This is a genomic window from Pantoea sp. PNA 14-12 (assembly GCF_004364735.1).
In the GTDB taxonomy this organism is placed as follows: Bacteria; Pseudomonadota; Gammaproteobacteria; order Enterobacterales; family Enterobacteriaceae; genus Pantoea; species Pantoea stewartii.
In genome coordinates this window covers 322,473-338,774 of sequence record NZ_SOAJ01000004.1, presented here as the reverse complement: position 1 = coordinate 338,774, position 16,302 = coordinate 322,473, and the positions used below count along the sequence as shown (strand labels likewise).

Here is a 16,302-nt window from a genome sequence, read left to right as displayed (position 1 = left end):
GAAGCAGTAAACTGGATGTCAGTCCTTGCGTCTGGCAGGCGTCAGCGGCGTGATCCCGTTAACCTGATGATAACAGGCTTCCGGTAAAAAGATGTCTTTCTATTCTGCTACCGGACTGCATACTTTTCGGAGAAGCGCATGACAAAGGGAAGATCGAGGTGCTATCGCCACTCAGTCAGCCTTTTTATGGGCAGATGCCGTAACAGGCTGGCAAACGACATACGCCTTGTCCCTCGCCACGAAGAGGCTGTTTTGCACGTTTAGCCGTCCCGATAACTACAGCCTTGCCCCCAAACGCAAAAACCCCCGCCGAAGCGAGGGTTTCAAATTTTGGTGCCCGAACCCGGAATCGAACCAGGGACACGGGGATTTTCAATCCCCTGCTCTACCGACTGAGCTATTCGGGCAACGGGGCGCATTAAACCCTATGCAGGCCCCAGCGTCAAACGCTTTTCACAAAAATGAAATCAACTGCCGCCTTTTCCATCAACCGCAGCAACATTGACCGCCGGTCCCGGTGGCGCATAACTCGGGTGCCGGATTTTCACGCTGTCTAACGCCGCCTGGCTGGCGGTTTTTCGCTGCTATTTTGCTTTATCCACGATTTATCGGCGCTCTTTTTACTAACTGTTTTTTTGCCATAAATCCGTCATCTGCGCTCATTACTCTTAAGATTATTCCTGGACAATCAAGAGCCGCATCATGCAGTTACCCGCCTCTGTGAATACTGTGGTTTCCGCCTCAAGTCGTTACGACGCGCGGGTGTTATGCATTGAGGTCCCTTTTGTCAGTCCGGAGACGGATAACCGTGCGGTGATGGCGCTGTTTGCCGAGCATAAAGATCTCATCGGTTTGCCCGTGGTAGAAAACGGCAAACCGTTTGGCATGATTAACCGCCACATCTTTTTGTCGCAGATGGCGCGGCCCTTCTTTCCCGAACTGTATGACCGTAAGAGCTGCATTGCCTTTATGGATAAGTTCCCGCTGGTGATCGACGTAGAAAACACGCTGGAAAGCGTGGCGCAGCAGGTGGTGGCCAATGGCGATAAGTCCGTCGCTGATGGCTTTATCCTGACGGAGAACGGACACTATATTGGCATTGGTTTAGGGATCGATCTGATCCGCCGCGTCTCCGACTTACAGGCGCGCCAGCATCAGCAGATTTTACAAAGCATCGATTACGCGCGGGTGATTCAGGACGCGATGCTGGACCGATCCAACCAGCTAATCGCGACTCTGCTCGACGACTGGTGTCTGTACTGGCAGCCCAGGGACGGCGTGGGGGGCGATTATTACGCCTTTCACCGTCATAATAACGGCTGGCTGGCGGTCATTGCCGACTGTACGGGCCACGGCATTCCTGGTGCCTTTATGACGGTAATTTTGCAGTCTGCGCTGGAAAATGCGCTACGCGAGGCCGATCTGCAGGCGCCTGCCCGCATTCTGCATGCGCTTAACCACCATATTAAACAAACCCTGGGACAGTTAAATGCGTCTCAGCAAACGTCACTCTCTAACGATGGCTGCGATGCCATCGTGCTGTCTGTCGATACCGAACTGCATCAGCTGCGTTGGGCCAGCGCCCGAACCCAGGCATTTATGCTCAGCAACATCAGTAACGAAATCATCGCGCTCAGCCAGGATCGCGTCGGCGTGGGGTATACCGATACGCCGGAGGATTATGACTGGCCGGAACAGAGCCTGGCATTTAATCGCGGCGATATGCTGTTTGTGCTGACGGACGGCGTCACCGATCAGCCGGGTGGCGAGCGCAATATTATGTTTGGCAATAAGCGTATTCAGTCACTGCTGATGCGCTATCAGCATTTGCCTATGGCGGAGTTATCGCTGGCGTTTCAGCAAGACTATTTAAGCTGGCAAGGTAACCAGGCGCGACGCGACGACGTCACCTGGTTTGGCTTTCGCTATTGATTGCACCGGGAAGAAAATGAAAAACGAATCACTCCGTGGTCTGCCGTTCAACACCGAATCGCAATCTGGTCTTATCGCGCTCCAGTACACCGGTTTTTTTTCGCCGCAAAACATCACAGCAATGGGTGAAGTGGTCAAACTGTTTCTGGAGAACCACGAGCAGTCACAGAAAGTGCGACGACGGCTGTTCTCCAGCTTTGTCGAGATCGCGCAAAACATCCTGCGCTACTCGCAGGACAGCCGGGCGCTGAGCCACAACGATCAGCTCTATCGTTTTGGATCGCTGAGCCTGCGCTATGATGGTGGGCGCTACTATCTGGAAAGTGCCAATCTGGTAGGCAGCGATGCCAGCGTTCAACTGCGTGGCGATCTGGACTCGTTACGGGTCATGAACGCAGACGAAATTAAACAAGCCTACCGCAGTCGGTTACGCGCAGAGAGTCCTGTCTGGAGCAAAGGCGCCAATATCGGCTTACTTACCCTTGCCCGCGACGTCAGTGAACCGCTGGAATACTGCTTCCAGCCACTGGAAGCCAGCGAGCTCTCTGCCTTTTGGCTAAAGGCGACAATCTGCCATGACTAAAGAATCCTCTATGCAAACCATTCATCTCACCGCCACCGAATGCACGCCCGCCGTGGAATTTGATTTTGCGGCCCAGCGATTTTCCCTGCGGGGCGAATCCTGGCCGGAAAATGCGGCCGCCTTTTATCGCCCGCTGCAAAGTGCACTGGAATCCTGGCAACCGCAGGCCAGCCAGCTGACTGAAGTCAATATCGACCTGAGCTATTTCAACAGCTCCAGCACCAAAATGCTGTTTGGGCTGTTCGATCAGTTCAACAGGCTGGCGCAGAACGGCTGTGAGATTGTGCTGAACTGGTTCTATGACGCTGAAGATGACGTGTCAGAAGAGTTTGGTGAGGAGCTGTCGCTGGATTTCACCGCCCTGACCGTCACATTACATGCGGAACAGCGCCAATGACGCACCTTAATGAGCTGTTTCTGGAAGAAACCCAGGCGCTGAACCATGCCAGCCATGTGGCGGCGCAGAGCTGTCTGCACGCCGAAGAGTACCGCCAGGCGCTGTCCGATCTTAATAACCACTATCAGCGGCTGATGCGCGAAACCTACCGGCTGATCTCGCGCAGCGATCGAGCCGAGCGTGAGTTAAACCGGGTGAATGAGCAGCTTATTGAGCTGACGAGAGAGCTGGAGTACAAAGCCACTCACGATCCGCTGACGAATGTCTGGAACCGCAGCGCCATTATTCAGCGTATCAGCGACACACTGACGCGAACCCCCGCCGCTCTGATCATTCTTGATATCGATTTTTTTAAACGGATTAACGACGAATATGGCCATCCCACCGGGGACAAAGTGATCTGCGAGCTGGTGCAACGTATCCAGCGCAACACACCGGACATTGCCAGCATCGGGCGCATTGGGGGGGAAGAGTTCACGATTATGTTGCCAGATACGTTCCTTGGGGAAGCGGTGATTGTCGCCGGGGCGATTCTCGCCTCACTGAACGCGTCTCCCCTGGATGCGTTGCCCGAGCGGCTGGTCACCGCCAGCCTGGGCGTGAGTTGGGGCGCGGCGGGCTCCCACTTCGAAGCGCTTTATACGCATGCCGACGCCGCACTCTATGATGCTAAAAAGCACGGACGTAACCGGGTATTTTTCCGCTAGCGGGCCGGACGCTGGGCAACCTCAACGGGCGGCGGCGTGGTGGGCGGCAGGAAAATATGATCGAGAAGCTGCCGCATTACCGGCGCGGCCAGCACGCCTTCGCTGCCCCCATTTTCCAGGATCAACGCCACAGCCACCTTAGGATCGTTAAAGGGGGCGAAGGCGGTATAAAACGTATGATCGCGCAGCCGCACCGGGATCATTTTGGCATTGTAGGTCTGATTTTGTTTCAGGCTGAATACCTGCGACGTTCCACTCTTGGCCGCAATGCCATAAGGCGCGGTGTGGAAATACTTGTAGCCTGTGCCGTTCGGCGCGTTAGCCATGCCAAACATGGCGTGACGCACCAGCGACCAGTAAGGGGAATGCGGATCGCCAATCTGCGCCTGCGGCAGTTTCGGCTGGTAAAGCTGCACGTGGTTGCCAAGCTGCGATTTCTCCAGCAGGTGCGGGGCAATGACTCTGCCATTGTTAATCAGCGCCACCAGCGCTTTCACCATCTGGATCGGCGTGGCGATCCAGTAGCCCTGACCAATGCCGACTGACACCGTATCGCCCTGATACCAGGGTTTCTTATGCACTTTCATCTTCCAGTCACGGCTGGGCAGCAGTCCGTTGTACTCTTCATTCAGATCGATGCCGGTGGACTGACCGTAGCCAAATTTACTGAGCATGGTGTGAATACGATCGATGCCCATCATAAACGCCACCTGATAGAAGAAGGTATCCGCCGACTCTTCGATCGCTTTAGTGACATCCAGCGTACCGTGACCGCTTTTTTTCCAGTCGCGATAGCGGCGGTCAGTACCGGGTAATGTCCAGGTGGGCCCGCCAAAAAAGGTGGTCTGTGGCGTAATGACGTGCGTGAGCAGCGCCGACATCGCCATATAGGGTTTTACCGTTGAGGCCGGCGGATACAGGCCCTGCGTGACACGGTTGATCAGCGGTAAATTTTTATCCTGCAGCAGCTTTTTGTACGCCTGATAGCTGATGCCCTTTACGAACGGATTAGGATCGTAGCTGGGGCTGGAAACCATCGCCAGCACTGAGCCGTCATGGGGATCTTCGACCAGCAACGCGGCGCGCTGCCCGACCAGCAGGCTTTCCGCGTACTGTTGCAGATGCAGATCCAGCGTCAGCGTAATGTTCTTTCCCGCCACCGGCGGCACTTCTTTCAGCACCCGGACAATGCGCCCGTGGTTATCCACTTCCACTTCCTGATAGCCGGGTTTGCCGTGCAGCAGGGATTCGTAATAGCCCTCAATCCCCTGCTTACCGATGTTATGGTCGGCAGCATAGTTTTCAGCGATGCCCTCTGCGTTCAGCCGCTTGTAGTCGTTATCGTTGATTTTGGAAACATAGCCGATCACATGCGCGAGATCGGCCCCATAGGGATATTCCCGGTCCTGATAGGTATCAATGCTGACGCCGGTAAAACGGAACTGGTTAACCGAAAAACGCGCCACCTCTTCGTCTGTGAGTTCCTCTTTGAGAATGACGGGCTTATAGCGGCTGGTCTGATGCAGATCGTGCTGAAAGCGCTCAATATCTTCCGGGGTCAGATCAACCAGTGGCGTCAGTTCTTGCAACAGCGCCTTCATGTCCTCCACTTTGTACGGGGTAACCGTGATGTCATACCAGGTCACGTTGCGCACCAGCGGGATCCCGTTGCGGTCAAAGATCAGTCCGCGCGTGGGCGCAATGGGGATCATTTTGATGTCGTTCTCGTTCGAGCGCGTCTGATAATAGCTGTGGTCGCGGACCTGCAGGCGATACAGGTTAAAACCCAGGATGCTAAAGCACAGGCAAACCAGTACAAACGCCATAGCGGCACGGCGGACAAACAACTTCTCTTCAGAGTCGAAATCACGGAAATTCATCAGGCAGGTATTTTCTGTATGGCGTGTTGTTATTAATTGTTCGGCTTCATGATAGTGACATCAGCCCGTCGTGCCAGCGCGAAGATGCACAAGCCTGATGAAAAGTGTGTCATTTAGTGAGAATGTTGCGAAATAGAAAACGGGAGAGGATCATCCGGCCGCAGATGCGCAGCCGGATAAAGGGGCCGATCAGCCACCGTAGGGATTAATCACCCAGCAGCACCGACTCCAGCGCGATTTTAATCATGTCATTAAAGGTGGTCTGGCGTTCTGCGGCCGTGGTCTGCTCGTGGGTACGGATATGGTCAGACACGGTACAGATGGTCAGCGCTTTCGCGCCAAATTCAGCGGCTACGCCGTAGATGCCTGCGGCTTCCATTTCCACACCCAGAATGCCGTACTTCTCCATCACGTCGAACATCTGCGGATCGGGCGTATAGAACAGATCGGCCGAGAAGATGTTACCGACGCGCGCCTCGACGCCCAGGTTTTTGGCCGCATCCACCGCGTTGCGCACCATGTCGAAGTCCGCGATAGCGGCAAAGTCATGGTCTTTGAAGCGCATACGGTTCACTTTGGAATCGGTGGATGCCCCCATGCCGATCACGATGTCACGCAGTTTCACATCGGGACGCACCGCACCGCAGGAGCCCACGCGGATGATTTTCTTCACACCGAACTCGGTGATCAGTTCTTTCGCATAGATGGAGCAGGACGGAATGCCCATGCCGTGGCCCATAACAGAGATTTTGCGGCCTTTATAGGTGCCGGTGTAACCCAGCATGCCGCGCACGTTGTTGACCTCAACGGCATCGTCCAGAAAGGTTTCTGCGATGTGTTTCGCACGCAGCGGATCGCCCGGCATCAGTACGACGTCAGCGAAATCACCCATTTCTGCGTTAATGTGAGGAGTTGCCATGATTCTCTATCCTTTTTAAAAATTTCGCTGTTTTTACAGCATGTTCTTGCCGTAGTCCATGGGGGACAGGTCAAAATAGTGTGCAATCGTCTGGCCGATATCCGCGAAGGTATCGCGGTAACCCAGCGATCCCGGCTCGACCTTCGGGCCGTAAATTAAGATCGGAATATGCTCGCGCGTATGTTCCGTGCCTTGCCAGGTCGGATCGCAACCGTGGTCGGCGGTGAGGATCAAAATATCATCCTCTTTGACCAGCGCCATCAACTCTGGCAAGCGGCGATCGAACAGCTCCAGCCCGCCTGCATAGCCTGCCACATCGCGACGATGGCCCCAGGTAGAGTCGAAGTCTACGAAGTTGGTAAACACAATCGCCTGATCCGGCGCGGTTTTCATTTCCTGGATGGTGGCATCAAACAGCGCATCCAGTCCGGTGGCTTTGACTTTTTTGGTGATGCCCTGCTCCGCGTAAATGTCGGCAATTTTACCTACCGAAATCACATGACCGCCCTTCTCATCCACCAGCTTCTTCAGCATGGTAGGCGATGGCGGCTCCACGGCCAGATCGTGACGGTTACCGGTGCGCTCAAAGCTGCCGGCTTTGTCACCCACGAACGGGCGGGCAATCACGCGGCCAATGTTATAACCGCCTTCTGTCAGCTCCTCGCGCGCAATTTCACACAGCGCATACAGGCGATCTAAGCCGAAGGTTTCTTCATGGCAGGCAATCTGAAACACGGAATCCGCCGAGGTGTAAAAAATCGGCTTGCCCGAAGCCATGTGTTCTTCACCCAACTGGTCGAGAATAACCGTACCGGATGAGTGACAGTTACCGAGATAACCCGGCAACTCCGCCCGCTCAACCAGTTTATCCAGCAGCTCCTGCGGAAAGCTGTTCTCTTTATCGCTGAAGTAGCCCCAGTCGAACAGAACAGGCACACCGGCGATTTCCCAGTGGCCTGACGGCGTATCTTTACCGGATGAGCGTTCGCTGGCGTAAGCGTAAGCGCCTTTTATCTCAGCGTCAGGATCCAGTCCCGGCGGGAAACGCCCGGTAGAAAGCTCGGCCGCTTTGCCCAGACCTAACGCGGTCATATTCGGTAAGTGCAGCGGTCCTTTACGGCCCTGATCCGCTTTACCGTTAAAACAGGCTTCTGCGATATGACCTAACGTATCGGAACCTGCATCGCCGAATTTGTCGGCATCTTTGCTGGCGCCGATTCCAAAGGAATCCAGCACCATAATAAAAGCACGTTTCATGCCAGTCTCCTGCGCTAACGCGCGCGACAAGTCAAAAAAAAGCGATCAGATCAGTATACCCGAATCGTCTCCGGTATACAGTTTGTTATCCGCGTTATCCCGCTTCAGTCACACGGCGATAAACCACCGGTGTGGTCGCCGGGGCGCTGTCCCCCAGAGTGATGGCCGCTTTGACAGCGGCGGCGGCCTGCTGCCAGTGCACTTCGCTGCTGGCATGAATAACCGCCAGCGGGCGTGAAGCGTCCACCCGCTCGCCCAGCGCGATCATGTCGCTTAAGCCCACGCTGTAATCAATGGCGTCGCTGGCGCGCTGACGTCCACCGCCCATCGCAACCACCGCCATGCCTAACGCGCGGGTATCCATCTGCGTAACGTAACCTGCGCCATCGGCATAAACCGCTTTGCTCATCACAGGGGCTGTGAGGTAGCTGTCGTAGCGCTCAACGAAATCGGTTGGGCCACGTTGTGCTGCCACCATGCGGGCAAATACCTCTGCGGCTTTGCCGTTATCCAGCACGGCGAGAAGTTGTTCACGGGCGTCGGTTTCGTTAGCCGCCAGTTTGCCGGAAATCAGCATTTCGCTGCACAGGGCCAGCGTCACGTCCAGCAGGCGCGGATTGCGCTGCTCACCCGTCAGGAAGCGCACGGCTTCGCGCACTTCCAGGGCATTGCCCGCCGAAGAAGCCAGGACCTGATTCATATCTGTTAGCAGCGCCGTGGTACGGCAGCCCGCGCCATTCGCCACGCCCACAATGGCCTGCGCCAGACTCTCAGAGGCTTCCCAGGTCGGCATAAAGGCGCCGGATCCGACTTTGACATCCATCACCAGCGCATCCAGGCCTTCGGCCAGTTTTTTCGCCAGGATCGAAGCGGTAATCAGCGGAATGGAATCCACGGTGGCGGTGATATCGCGGGTCGCGTAAAAACGTTTATCCGCCGGTGCCAGCGAGTTAGTTTGCCCGATGATGGCCACACCAACCTGCTTGATGGTCTGGCGGAAATGGTCATCGCTGGGGAAAATGTCAAAACCGGGAATCGCCTCCAGCTTATCCAGCGTACCGCCGGTATGGCCCAGTCCGCGTCCGGAGATCATCGGGATATAGCCGCCACAGGCCGCCACCATGGGTCCGAGCATCAGCGAGGTCACATCGCCCACGCCGCCCGTGGAGTGCTTGTCGACCACCGGCCCGTTCAGATTCAGTGAAGCCCAGTTCAGGACGGTGCCGGAATCCCGCATCGCCATGGTCAGCGCAACGCGCTCCGGCAGTGACATATCGTGGAAATAGATGGTCATTGCCAGTGCGGCAATTTGCCCTTCGGACACGCTGTTATCGCGCACCCCGTTGATGAAGAAACGAATTTCGTCTTCAGTCAGCGCCTGGCCGTCACGTTTTTTTCGAATGATTTCTTGTGCGAGGTACAATGTCGCCCCCTTACGTCAGGGAAAGAGGAGAAGAGGCGGCCGTGAGCCGCCCGGATGAATCAGTAACCCGACTTGCTGGTGTCGCTGCTGTGCCCAAGCGTGTTGAGCAGATTTGCCAGCAGGCTGGAGGCACCAAAACGGAAATGGCGGGCATCGGCCCAGCCAGCACCCAGCGTGTCATCCGCCAGCTGCAGATAGACAGCGGCATCTTCAGCGGTGCGAACGCCGCCTGCCGGTTTGAAGCCAACCTGCGCTTTCACACCTTTGTCGCGGATGACGCTCATCATGATCTGCGCCACTTCCGGCGTGGCGTTGACCGGCACTTTACCGGTTGAGGTTTTGATAAAGTCAGCCCCTGCATCAATCGCAATTTCAGAGGCCTGACGAATCAGCGCTTCCTGCTTCAATTCGCCGGTTTCGATAATAACCTTCAGTAAAACGCCGGCTTCCGCACAGGCGGTTTTGCAGGCCTTGACCAGATCAAAGCCGACCTGCGCATTGCCTGCCATCAGCGCGCGATAAGGGAAAACCACATCCACTTCATCAGCGCCGTAAGCGATGGCGGCACGGGTTTCGGCCAGCGCAATCTCAATATCGTCATTGCCATGAGGGAAGTTGGTTACGGTGGCAATGCGCACGTCAGGCGTGCCCTGCTCACGCAGCGTTTTACGCGCCACGGGAATGAAACGCGGATAAATACAGATGGCAGCGGTGTTACCCACCGGAGATTTCGCCTGATGACAGAGCGCGATCACTTTCTCGTCGGTGTCATCCTCGTTCAGCGTGGTTAAATCCATCAGTTTCAGGGCGCGCAGGGCCTGCTGTTTAATATCGGTCATGGTGATCTCCAGAACATCGGGTAAACGTTCGCCCACCCTTGAATGTGATAATATTAACAATGATAACGGCCATTTTGTGTGCACCAAATCACATAAAAGTATGAAACGGCTGCAAACACTCAGCGAAAATTTAGATTATATGCAAGGTATGGCGCAAGGCAGCCAGTATAAGTCAGCGACAGGGATGTTACTATTATAACATTTCACCAGGACACGATGTGACGGCGGGAATTATGTGAGCGAAAACAGCGCATGACTGTTGTGCCATAACGCGTCGGCGATTTCGGCGGGCGGCTCGTCACGCAGTTCACACAACACCTGCCAGACTAAAACGGCGCGCTCGGGTCGGTTTGGCTGGCCCTGGTAGCCGTTCAGCGGCATATCAGGCGCATCGGTTTCCAGCAGCAGCGACGAGAGCGGTAAACGGGCAATCGTCTGCCGGGTTTTACTGGCGCGGGGATACGTAATCGTGCCGCCTACGCCAATCGCATAGCCGAGCTTAATAAACGCCTGCGCCTGCTGCAGGCTACCGGCAAAACCGTGTACGACGCCGCGCCGTGGCACAGCCTGCCGACGCAGATGCAGTGCCAGCTGATCGTGCGTGCGGCGCGAATGCAGGATCACCGGCAGATCGTAACGTTTCGCCAGCTTCAGTTGCGCATCCAGGAAACAGGTTTGCTTATCAAACTGCGGATCGTCCCGATACAGATCCAGGCCGATCTCACCGAGGGCCACCAGCTTTGGGGGCCGCTGTTGTAACAGGCTTTCAAGCTGAGCGAGGTGCTGCTCCTCGTGCTGCTCCGTCACAATCGGATGCAGGCCGAGTGCGGCATATAACGCGCGGTGCTGCCGGGCTAACTGACAAACAAGGTCAAAGCGCCCTGCCTCGACCGATGGCACAATAATTTTTTCTACGCCCGCGTCCGCAGCCTGGCGCAGACTGACGTCGGCCGCGTCCACAAACGGCGGAAAATCAAAGTGACAGTGGGTATCAACAAACCTCATGTCAGCGTACCCTCGCCATAAGTGCCATCGTTGCCGGTCAGCGGGATGACCGGAGCGATATCCCCCGGCTCATTTGCCACCGGCGCAGAAGGGACCACAATATCCAGCCCTGTGTGGGGCTCGGCATCGCTCAGCCATTGCCCCAGCGTGGCAATAAAGTAGCGACCACAGCGGCGCCCCAGATGGTAATCCTGATTCAATGCGGCAATACGACTGCCCAGTGCGTTACTGGCTAACACGCGCGGCGGGAAGATTTCGATGATACGTAAATCACCCGGCGGCTTTTCAATAAACTGCTGGGTTTCGCGATAGGTCTGCTCGTGATGGTGCAGAATCTTGATCATTGGCTGCAGCGCCCCGCCGCTGAACCAGCGTTCCATACGGGTCACCCAACGGGGCACATCGAACATCTGCGACGGCACGGTACGGATGACCACAATGGTATCGGCCCCGCGTTTTGCCGCTTCGCGTACGGGAATCGCATCGCTGACGCCGCCATCCAGATAGCTTATGCCCTCCAGATCCACGCCCAGACGGTAAAAGCCCGGAATAGCGCTGGAAGCCTTAATAATATCCAGCCAGTTACTGGCTGTGGGGGCAAAGTAACTGGGGGCATAGTCATCACTGCGACAGGCGCACATGTAAAATTGCCGCCCCGAAGCAAACAAGGTTTCTGCGCTGGTCATGGCCAGTGGAAATTCGCTGCGGGTGATATCAATTAACCAGTCGAGATCGATAAGATTACCGCCGCGCAGGAAACGCACGGGGTCAAAGAACAGCTTACTGGTGGTATAGCGGGTAATCACCCGACGTGCATAGCCCGGCTGGCCGCAGACATAAGCGGAAAGGTTCTGCGCACCAGCAGAAGAGCCTAACAGCAACTGAAAGGGATTGAATTTTGCCCGCTGGAACTCATCCAGAACGCCTGCTGTGAAAATGCCGCGCTGGCCGCCGCCCTCGCACACTAAGGCAATTTTGTTGGCTTTAAACGGTGTGAGTGCAAGGGGTTCAATGGCCCCGAGCGTCACGGGAATACGTATACCCAATGTACCGACCTCAGAGTGGGATCCCGAAATACGAATGAAGAGAATGCAGGGAGTTAATTGTGGGTCGATACTAGCACGGAGAACCAGTCAGAGTGTCCATTAATTGTGCTATTAGCGTTGCGCTTTTTAACACTTCGTTGCGAATATGAAGCATCCTTTGCTTCACACTACCTTTCGCGACAAATAACTGGTCTCCGTTTAACGCTGACTATGCCAGCGTTAACCTGTCTGGGTCATCGCTATAGCTTTTTACGGCCAGTAAACAAGCTGATGAGGAACAGAATAATACCCACCACGAACACGACTTTCGCTGCCCATGCTGCGGTACCGGCCAGGCCACCAAAACCTAATGCAGCGGCGATCAGTGCAATCACCAGAAAAATAATGCCCCAACGAAACATAAGCCTCTCCTTAACCATTTTTAATATTGAACTGCTTGTTTCATCCCAGGATGGGTATTCTTATTTGTGCGGCCCGGACAGAGGCCGCACGGAGTCATGTTAAGACTTGACCTTCAGGTCGTTTTTAACACTTTTTACGCCTTCGATAGCTTTCGCGATGCTCTCGGCACGATCGGACTGCGCCTGGTTCGCCACTTCACCTGAGAGCTGTACCACACCGTCGGTGGTTTCAACTTTCACGTTACGTGAAGGAACCTTGTCATCTGCTAATAGCTTAGCTTTAATTTCGCTGGTTGTAGCAGCGTCACCGGCATAACCTTTCATGGACTGCTTTTTCACGTCTTTTACGTGCAGTTTGTCACTAACGGATTTCACGCCTTCCACTTTCTTCACCACGGCCACGGCTTTTTCCGCCTGGTCTTGTGAAGTCACGAAACCGCTCAGCGTCACAACGCCGTTGTGGGTTTTGACCGAAATATCGGTGCTCTTAATCGAGTCGTCATCCACCAGCGCCGCTTTCGCTTTCGCGGTCACCGCGCTGTCGTCCATAAAGCCACCGACTTTCTTCATTGAGCTGTCGATTTTCGCGCCCGCGCTGTCAGCGGTTTGTGACGCTTTCTGAGACGCGGACTCTTCTGCAAAGACGTTTCCGCTTAACAGTGCGGTACCTACCATTGCAGCCATTAATGTTTTAGTAAGCTTAGTTGTGTGCATCGATATCATCCTTCTATCTGTTAATTCGCCCCAGACTGTGGGCGCAAGAGCAGCAAACAACGCTACTGCGGCACAGGACGCATGGAGAAATAAGTCTCTTTAACCGTCCGATGAAATAAGGATAGTCGGGATTTGGCACTTTGCTCGGGTAACTGGTTGATCGTGCGTCAAAAGCGAGGAAAAAGCGTGTTTTAGGAGGGTTCTGTATCGTGGGAAACCGGGCCATTCCCAGGGAGAATGGCCCGGAAAACGCGATTAGTGCTCGCGGGTTTTGCGGAAAATGACGTCAGGATAGCGCTCCTGAGTGATGTTCAGGTTCACCATTGTTGGGGCGATATAGGTCAGATTATCGCCGCCATCCAGCGCGAGGTTGACCTCGTTTTTACGCTGGAAATCTTCAAATTTTTTGGCGTCTTTGCATTCAACCCAGCGCGCCGTCGACACGTTAATCGCCTCATAGATGGCTTCGACGTTGTATTCGCTCTTCAGGCGCGCCACCACCACGTCAAACTGCAGCACACCGACCGCACCGACAATCAGGTCGTTGTTATGCACCGGGCGGAACACCTGCACTGCCCCCTCTTCCGACAGCTGGACTAATCCTTTCAGCAGCTGTTTCTGCTTAAGCGGATCGCGCAGGCGGATACGGCGGAACAGTTCGGGGGCGAAGTTCGGAATCCCGGTAAACTTCATGTTTTCACCCTGCGTAAAGGTGTCGCCGATCTGAATGGTGCCGTGGTTATGCAGGCCGATAATGTCGCCCGGATAGGCTTCTTCCACATGCGAACGGTCGCCCGCCATAAAGGTCAACGCATCCGAAATCACTACATCTTTGCCGGTACGGACCTGACGCAGCTTCATGCCTTTTTCATAACGCCCCGACACGACGCGCATAAAGGCCACGCGGTCACGGTGTTTCGGGTCCATGTTGGCCTGAATTTTAAACACGAAGCCCGTGAATTTCTCTTCTTTGGCTTCAACGGTGCGGGTATCGGTCTGGCGCGGCATAGGGCGCGGCGCCCACGCCACCAGGCCATCCAGCATATGATCTACGCCGAAGTTACCCAGTGCGGTTCCGAAGAACACCGGCGACAGCTGACCGCTGAGAAACGCGTCCAGTTCAAACTCGTGTGATGCGCCCTGCACCAGCTCCAGCTCGTCACGCAGCTGCGAGGCCAGCTCTTCCCCGACGGCCGCATCAAGGTCAGGGTTGTTCAGGCCCTTAACGATGCGGACTTCCTGAATCGTGTGACCTTTACCGGTCTGATACAGGTAGGTTTCGTCCTTGTAGAGATGGTAAACGCCTTTAAACAGCTTGCCGCAGCCAATCGGCCAGGTGATGGGCGCGCAGGCAATTTTTAGCTCACTTTCCACTTCATCCAGCAACTCCATCGGATCGCGGATATCACGGTCAAGTTTGTTCATAAAGGTCAGGATCGGCGTATCGCGCAGACGGGTTACTTCCATCAGCTTACGGGTACGATCCTCGACGCCTTTCGCCGCATCGATCACCATCAGGCAGCAGTCGACCGCCGTCAGCGTACGATAGGTATCCTCGGAGAAGTCTTCGTGCCCCGGTGTATCCAGCAGGTTTACCAGGCTGTCACGATAGGGAAACTGCATAACGGAGGTAGTAATCGAAATACCACGCTGCTTTTCCATCTCCATCCAGTCGGATTTTGCGTGCTGGTTAGAGCCACGGCCTTTTACCGTACCGGCGGTCTGGATAGCCTGTCCGAACAGCAGAACTTTTTCGGTGATGGTGGTTTTACCGGCATCCGGGTGCGAGATAATCGCGAAGGTGCGGCGGCGTGCCACCTCTTCTAAAAAGGGATTAGACATGAGTGAATTCTTCTCAACGTAGCCACGCACTCTCAGGCGCAGCAGATAAATCACGGTGGCCGGCAGAATTTTACCGGCGAGTAAACGGTGCCAGATGCGACTTTCTGTCGTCGCGGGATGAGCGCAAAGTTACATTGGCGTGATTCCGGTTACCTGGTCAACTTTAAGGCGGCATAGCATACAATATTTTGCGCTATTGGCCTACAGCGGACGGAAGAGAAAGTCGCGCCACCGGCAAACAGCGGGTCACCGTGCAGCAGATGGCTACTGGTGAAGTCAACGCGGGGGAAATGACGCCGGGTTTTCTCCCGTCTTTACGGTATTCATCCCGCCGCCTCGCCAGCGGGTTAATCCACCAGCTCAATGCCCAGACTTTCCAGCAGGCAAACCGCCTCCAGCCGCGAAAAGCGGGCTTTTTCGACTGTGTTATTAAAGATGTTGATGGCGTAATGCCAGGATTCCGTCAGATCGGCCCCGCGCAGCACGGTGTGATGAAACAGGCTGCCCGTCATGTCACACTCGGTCAGCGTGGCACCCGTTAAATCGCACTCTCTAAAATCCACCTCGATCAGTTTGCAACCTTCCATTTTCACGCCGTGCAGCCGCAGACCAAAAAACGATCCGCTGGTCAGGATACACGTTGAAAAGTGCAATTCATGGTCCAGGTAAAAATCAGGCCACCAGGCTTTCGTCCAGTCCATGCCGGTCAGCTTGCAGTCGTTAAAATGAACGCCAAAGAAGCGGGTGCCGGACGGATCGACCAGACTGAGGTTACAGTGCGTAAAGACGCAGTTAATGAATTTACAGGCTGAAAAGCGCGCCGAGGTAAAGTTAACGTGCGTAAATTCACAGTCTTCAAAATGCGCCTGCGTGAGCACCCGTTCGCTGAGATCGCAGGTGGTAAAACACGCATCATAGTATTCAGTGTTGCTTTCCAAAGATTGCATCTTTACGCCATCCTCTTTCGTGCGAAGACACAGGCCTCGCTCCGCATAGTAAACCCCGGCCAGGCACACCAGTGTAATGCTGCTCATGCTTCCTGACGCGATTATGGCCTTACCTTATCACCATGACGGGAAAAAGCGGTTGCCGGACAGTAGCAGAACGCCGCAGAACGCGGTCCACTGACGGATCCGGGGCGACTGGATAAACCGCCTTCACGCCCGCGCGTCCGGCACAACCTGGCCCAGACACAGGCAGAAAAGCAGACCACAATGATAATCGCTCGCATTCAAGAGTTGAAATAATTCTTTTTAAATCAATCAGATAAAATGGTATTTTTTTAACAAAACGCTTCACATTTCTTATAAGCCTGATGCATAATTCATCACTTATCACCTGTCTATTTACAATGAAA

Annotated in this window: 15 protein-coding genes and 1 tRNA gene; 4 read left to right on the top strand and 12 right to left on the bottom strand. The window is 54.9% G+C overall.

Going from position 1 to position 16,302, the window contains the following annotated elements; genetic code table 11:
- Window positions 1-331: 331 nt before the first annotated feature.
- Window positions 332-407: transfer RNA gene (locus C7434_RS15545), tRNA-Phe, on the bottom strand.
- Window positions 408-702: 295 nt separating this feature from the next.
- Here C7434_RS15545 and C7434_RS15540 point away from each other — a divergent pair.
- From C7434_RS15540 to C7434_RS15525, 4 genes are read left to right on the top strand one after another with little or no spacing between them, the layout of a single operon-like run.
- Window positions 703-1,932 (top strand): SpoIIE family protein phosphatase, encoded by a 1,230-nt coding sequence (locus C7434_RS15540; protein WP_006118246.1) that lies wholly within the window; start codon window positions 703-705, stop codon window positions 1,930-1,932.
- Window positions 1,933-1,948: 16 nt separating this feature from the next.
- Window positions 1,949-2,515: a SiaB family protein kinase gene (locus C7434_RS15535; protein WP_006118245.1), complete on the top strand. Its 567-nt coding sequence runs from the start codon at window positions 1,949-1,951 to the stop codon at window positions 2,513-2,515.
- 10 nt (window positions 2,516-2,525) lie between these two features.
- Window positions 2,526-2,912: a DUF1987 domain-containing protein gene (locus C7434_RS15530; protein ID WP_203232192.1), complete on the top strand. Its 387-nt coding sequence runs from the start codon at window positions 2,526-2,528 to the stop codon at window positions 2,910-2,912.
- Window positions 2,909-3,619 carry a GGDEF domain-containing protein gene (locus C7434_RS15525; protein ID WP_033739733.1) on the top strand — a complete coding sequence of 237 codons (711 nt, stop codon included), beginning with the start codon at window positions 2,909-2,911 and terminating at the stop codon, window positions 3,617-3,619. Before C7434_RS15530 ends, C7434_RS15525 begins: the two co-directional genes overlap by 4 nt.
- Here C7434_RS15525 and mrdA read toward each other — a convergent pair.
- The 11 genes from mrdA to C7434_RS15470 form a co-directional block, all read right to left on the bottom strand.
- Window positions 3,616-5,499, bottom strand: a complete 1,884-nt coding sequence (gene mrdA, locus C7434_RS15520) for a penicillin-binding protein 2 (RefSeq protein WP_133745633.1) — start codon at window positions 5,497-5,499, stop codon at window positions 3,616-3,618. The genes C7434_RS15525 and mrdA overlap by 4 nt on opposite strands.
- Window positions 5,500-5,704: 205 nt before the next feature.
- Window positions 5,705-6,418, bottom strand: coding sequence for a purine-nucleoside phosphorylase (gene deoD, locus C7434_RS15515; protein WP_054633162.1), 714 nt, complete (start codon window positions 6,416-6,418; stop codon window positions 5,705-5,707).
- A gap of 33 nt (window positions 6,419-6,451) precedes the next feature.
- On the bottom strand, window positions 6,452-7,675 hold the full coding sequence (deoB, locus tag C7434_RS15510) for a phosphopentomutase (protein ID WP_110268390.1): 1,224 nt from the start codon (window positions 7,673-7,675) through the stop codon (window positions 6,452-6,454).
- Window positions 7,676-7,769: 94 nt separating this feature from the next.
- The gene (gene deoA, locus C7434_RS15505) at window positions 7,770-9,098 is read right to left on the bottom strand and encodes a thymidine phosphorylase (protein WP_054633161.1); all 1,329 of its coding nucleotides are present in this window, start codon (window positions 9,096-9,098) and stop codon (window positions 7,770-7,772) included.
- 59 nt (window positions 9,099-9,157) lie between these two features.
- Complete coding sequence (deoC, locus tag C7434_RS15500; RefSeq protein ID WP_058702245.1) at window positions 9,158-9,937, bottom strand: deoxyribose-phosphate aldolase; 780 nt, start codon at window positions 9,935-9,937, stop codon at window positions 9,158-9,160.
- Window positions 9,938-10,168: 231 nt separating this feature from the next.
- Window positions 10,169-10,942 carry a TatD family hydrolase gene (locus C7434_RS15495; RefSeq protein ID WP_033739746.1) on the bottom strand — a complete coding sequence of 258 codons (774 nt, stop codon included), beginning with the start codon at window positions 10,940-10,942 and terminating at the stop codon, window positions 10,169-10,171.
- Entirely contained in the window at window positions 10,939-11,988 is a 1,050-nt protein-coding gene (locus tag C7434_RS15490; protein ID WP_058702246.1) for a patatin family protein, read from the bottom strand. The genes C7434_RS15495 and C7434_RS15490 overlap by 4 nt, the downstream gene beginning before the upstream one ends.
- Window positions 11,989-12,227: 239 nt before the next feature.
- Window positions 12,228-12,389, bottom strand: coding sequence for a DUF1328 domain-containing protein (locus C7434_RS15485; protein ID WP_003848537.1), 162 nt, complete (start codon window positions 12,387-12,389; stop codon window positions 12,228-12,230).
- A gap of 99 nt (window positions 12,390-12,488) precedes the next feature.
- Entirely contained in the window at window positions 12,489-13,103 is a 615-nt protein-coding gene (gene osmY, locus C7434_RS15480; RefSeq protein WP_006117598.1) for a molecular chaperone OsmY, read from the bottom strand.
- A 255-nt stretch (window positions 13,104-13,358) separates the two neighbouring features.
- Complete coding sequence (prfC, locus tag C7434_RS15475) at window positions 13,359-14,945, bottom strand: peptide chain release factor 3 (protein ID WP_039342235.1); 1,587 nt, start codon at window positions 14,943-14,945, stop codon at window positions 13,359-13,361.
- A gap of 347 nt (window positions 14,946-15,292) precedes the next feature.
- Window positions 15,293-15,892 (bottom strand): pentapeptide repeat-containing protein, encoded by a 600-nt coding sequence (locus C7434_RS15470; protein ID WP_006117596.1) that lies wholly within the window; start codon window positions 15,890-15,892, stop codon window positions 15,293-15,295.
- Window positions 15,893-16,302: the final 410 nt, after the last annotated feature.

What these genes read in the sequence shown, in the direction of transcription:
- C7434_RS15530 (WP_203232192.1), top strand. Translation starts at nt 2,526, where the DNA reads ATGCAAACCATTCATCTCACCGCCACCGAATGCACGCCCGCCGTGGAA.
- C7434_RS15525 (WP_033739733.1), top strand. Translation starts at nt 2,909, where the DNA reads ATGACGCACCTTAATGAGCTGTTTCTGGAAGAAACCCAGGCGCTGAAC.
- deoD (WP_054633162.1), bottom strand. Translation starts at nt 6,418, where the DNA reads ATGGCAACTCCTCACATTAACGCAGAAATGGGTGATTTCGCTGACGTC.
- deoB (WP_110268390.1), bottom strand. Translation starts at nt 7,675, where the DNA reads ATGAAACGTGCTTTTATTATGGTGCTGGATTCCTTTGGAATCGGCGCC.
- deoC (WP_058702245.1), bottom strand. Translation starts at nt 9,937, where the DNA reads ATGACCGATATTAAACAGCAGGCCCTGCGCGCCCTGAAACTGATGGAT.
- prfC (WP_039342235.1), bottom strand. Translation starts at nt 14,945, where the DNA reads ATGTCTAATCCCTTTTTAGAAGAGGTGGCACGCCGCCGCACCTTCGCG.
- C7434_RS15470 (WP_006117596.1), bottom strand. Translation starts at nt 15,892, where the DNA reads ATGCAATCTTTGGAAAGCAACACTGAATACTATGATGCGTGTTTTACC.
- mrdA (WP_133745633.1), bottom strand. Translation starts at nt 5,499, where the DNA reads ATGAATTTCCGTGATTTCGACTCTGAAGAGAAGTTGTTTGTCCGCCGT.
- C7434_RS15535 (WP_006118245.1), top strand. Translation starts at nt 1,949, where the DNA reads ATGAAAAACGAATCACTCCGTGGTCTGCCGTTCAACACCGAATCGCAA.
- C7434_RS15485 (WP_003848537.1), bottom strand. Translation starts at nt 12,389, where the DNA reads ATGTTTCGTTGGGGCATTATTTTTCTGGTGATTGCACTGATCGCCGCT.
- C7434_RS15495 (WP_033739746.1), bottom strand. Translation starts at nt 10,942, where the DNA reads ATGAGGTTTGTTGATACCCACTGTCACTTTGATTTTCCGCCGTTTGTG.
- osmY (WP_006117598.1), bottom strand. Translation starts at nt 13,103, where the DNA reads ATGCACACAACTAAGCTTACTAAAACATTAATGGCTGCAATGGTAGGT.
- C7434_RS15540 (WP_006118246.1), top strand. Translation starts at nt 703, where the DNA reads ATGCAGTTACCCGCCTCTGTGAATACTGTGGTTTCCGCCTCAAGTCGT.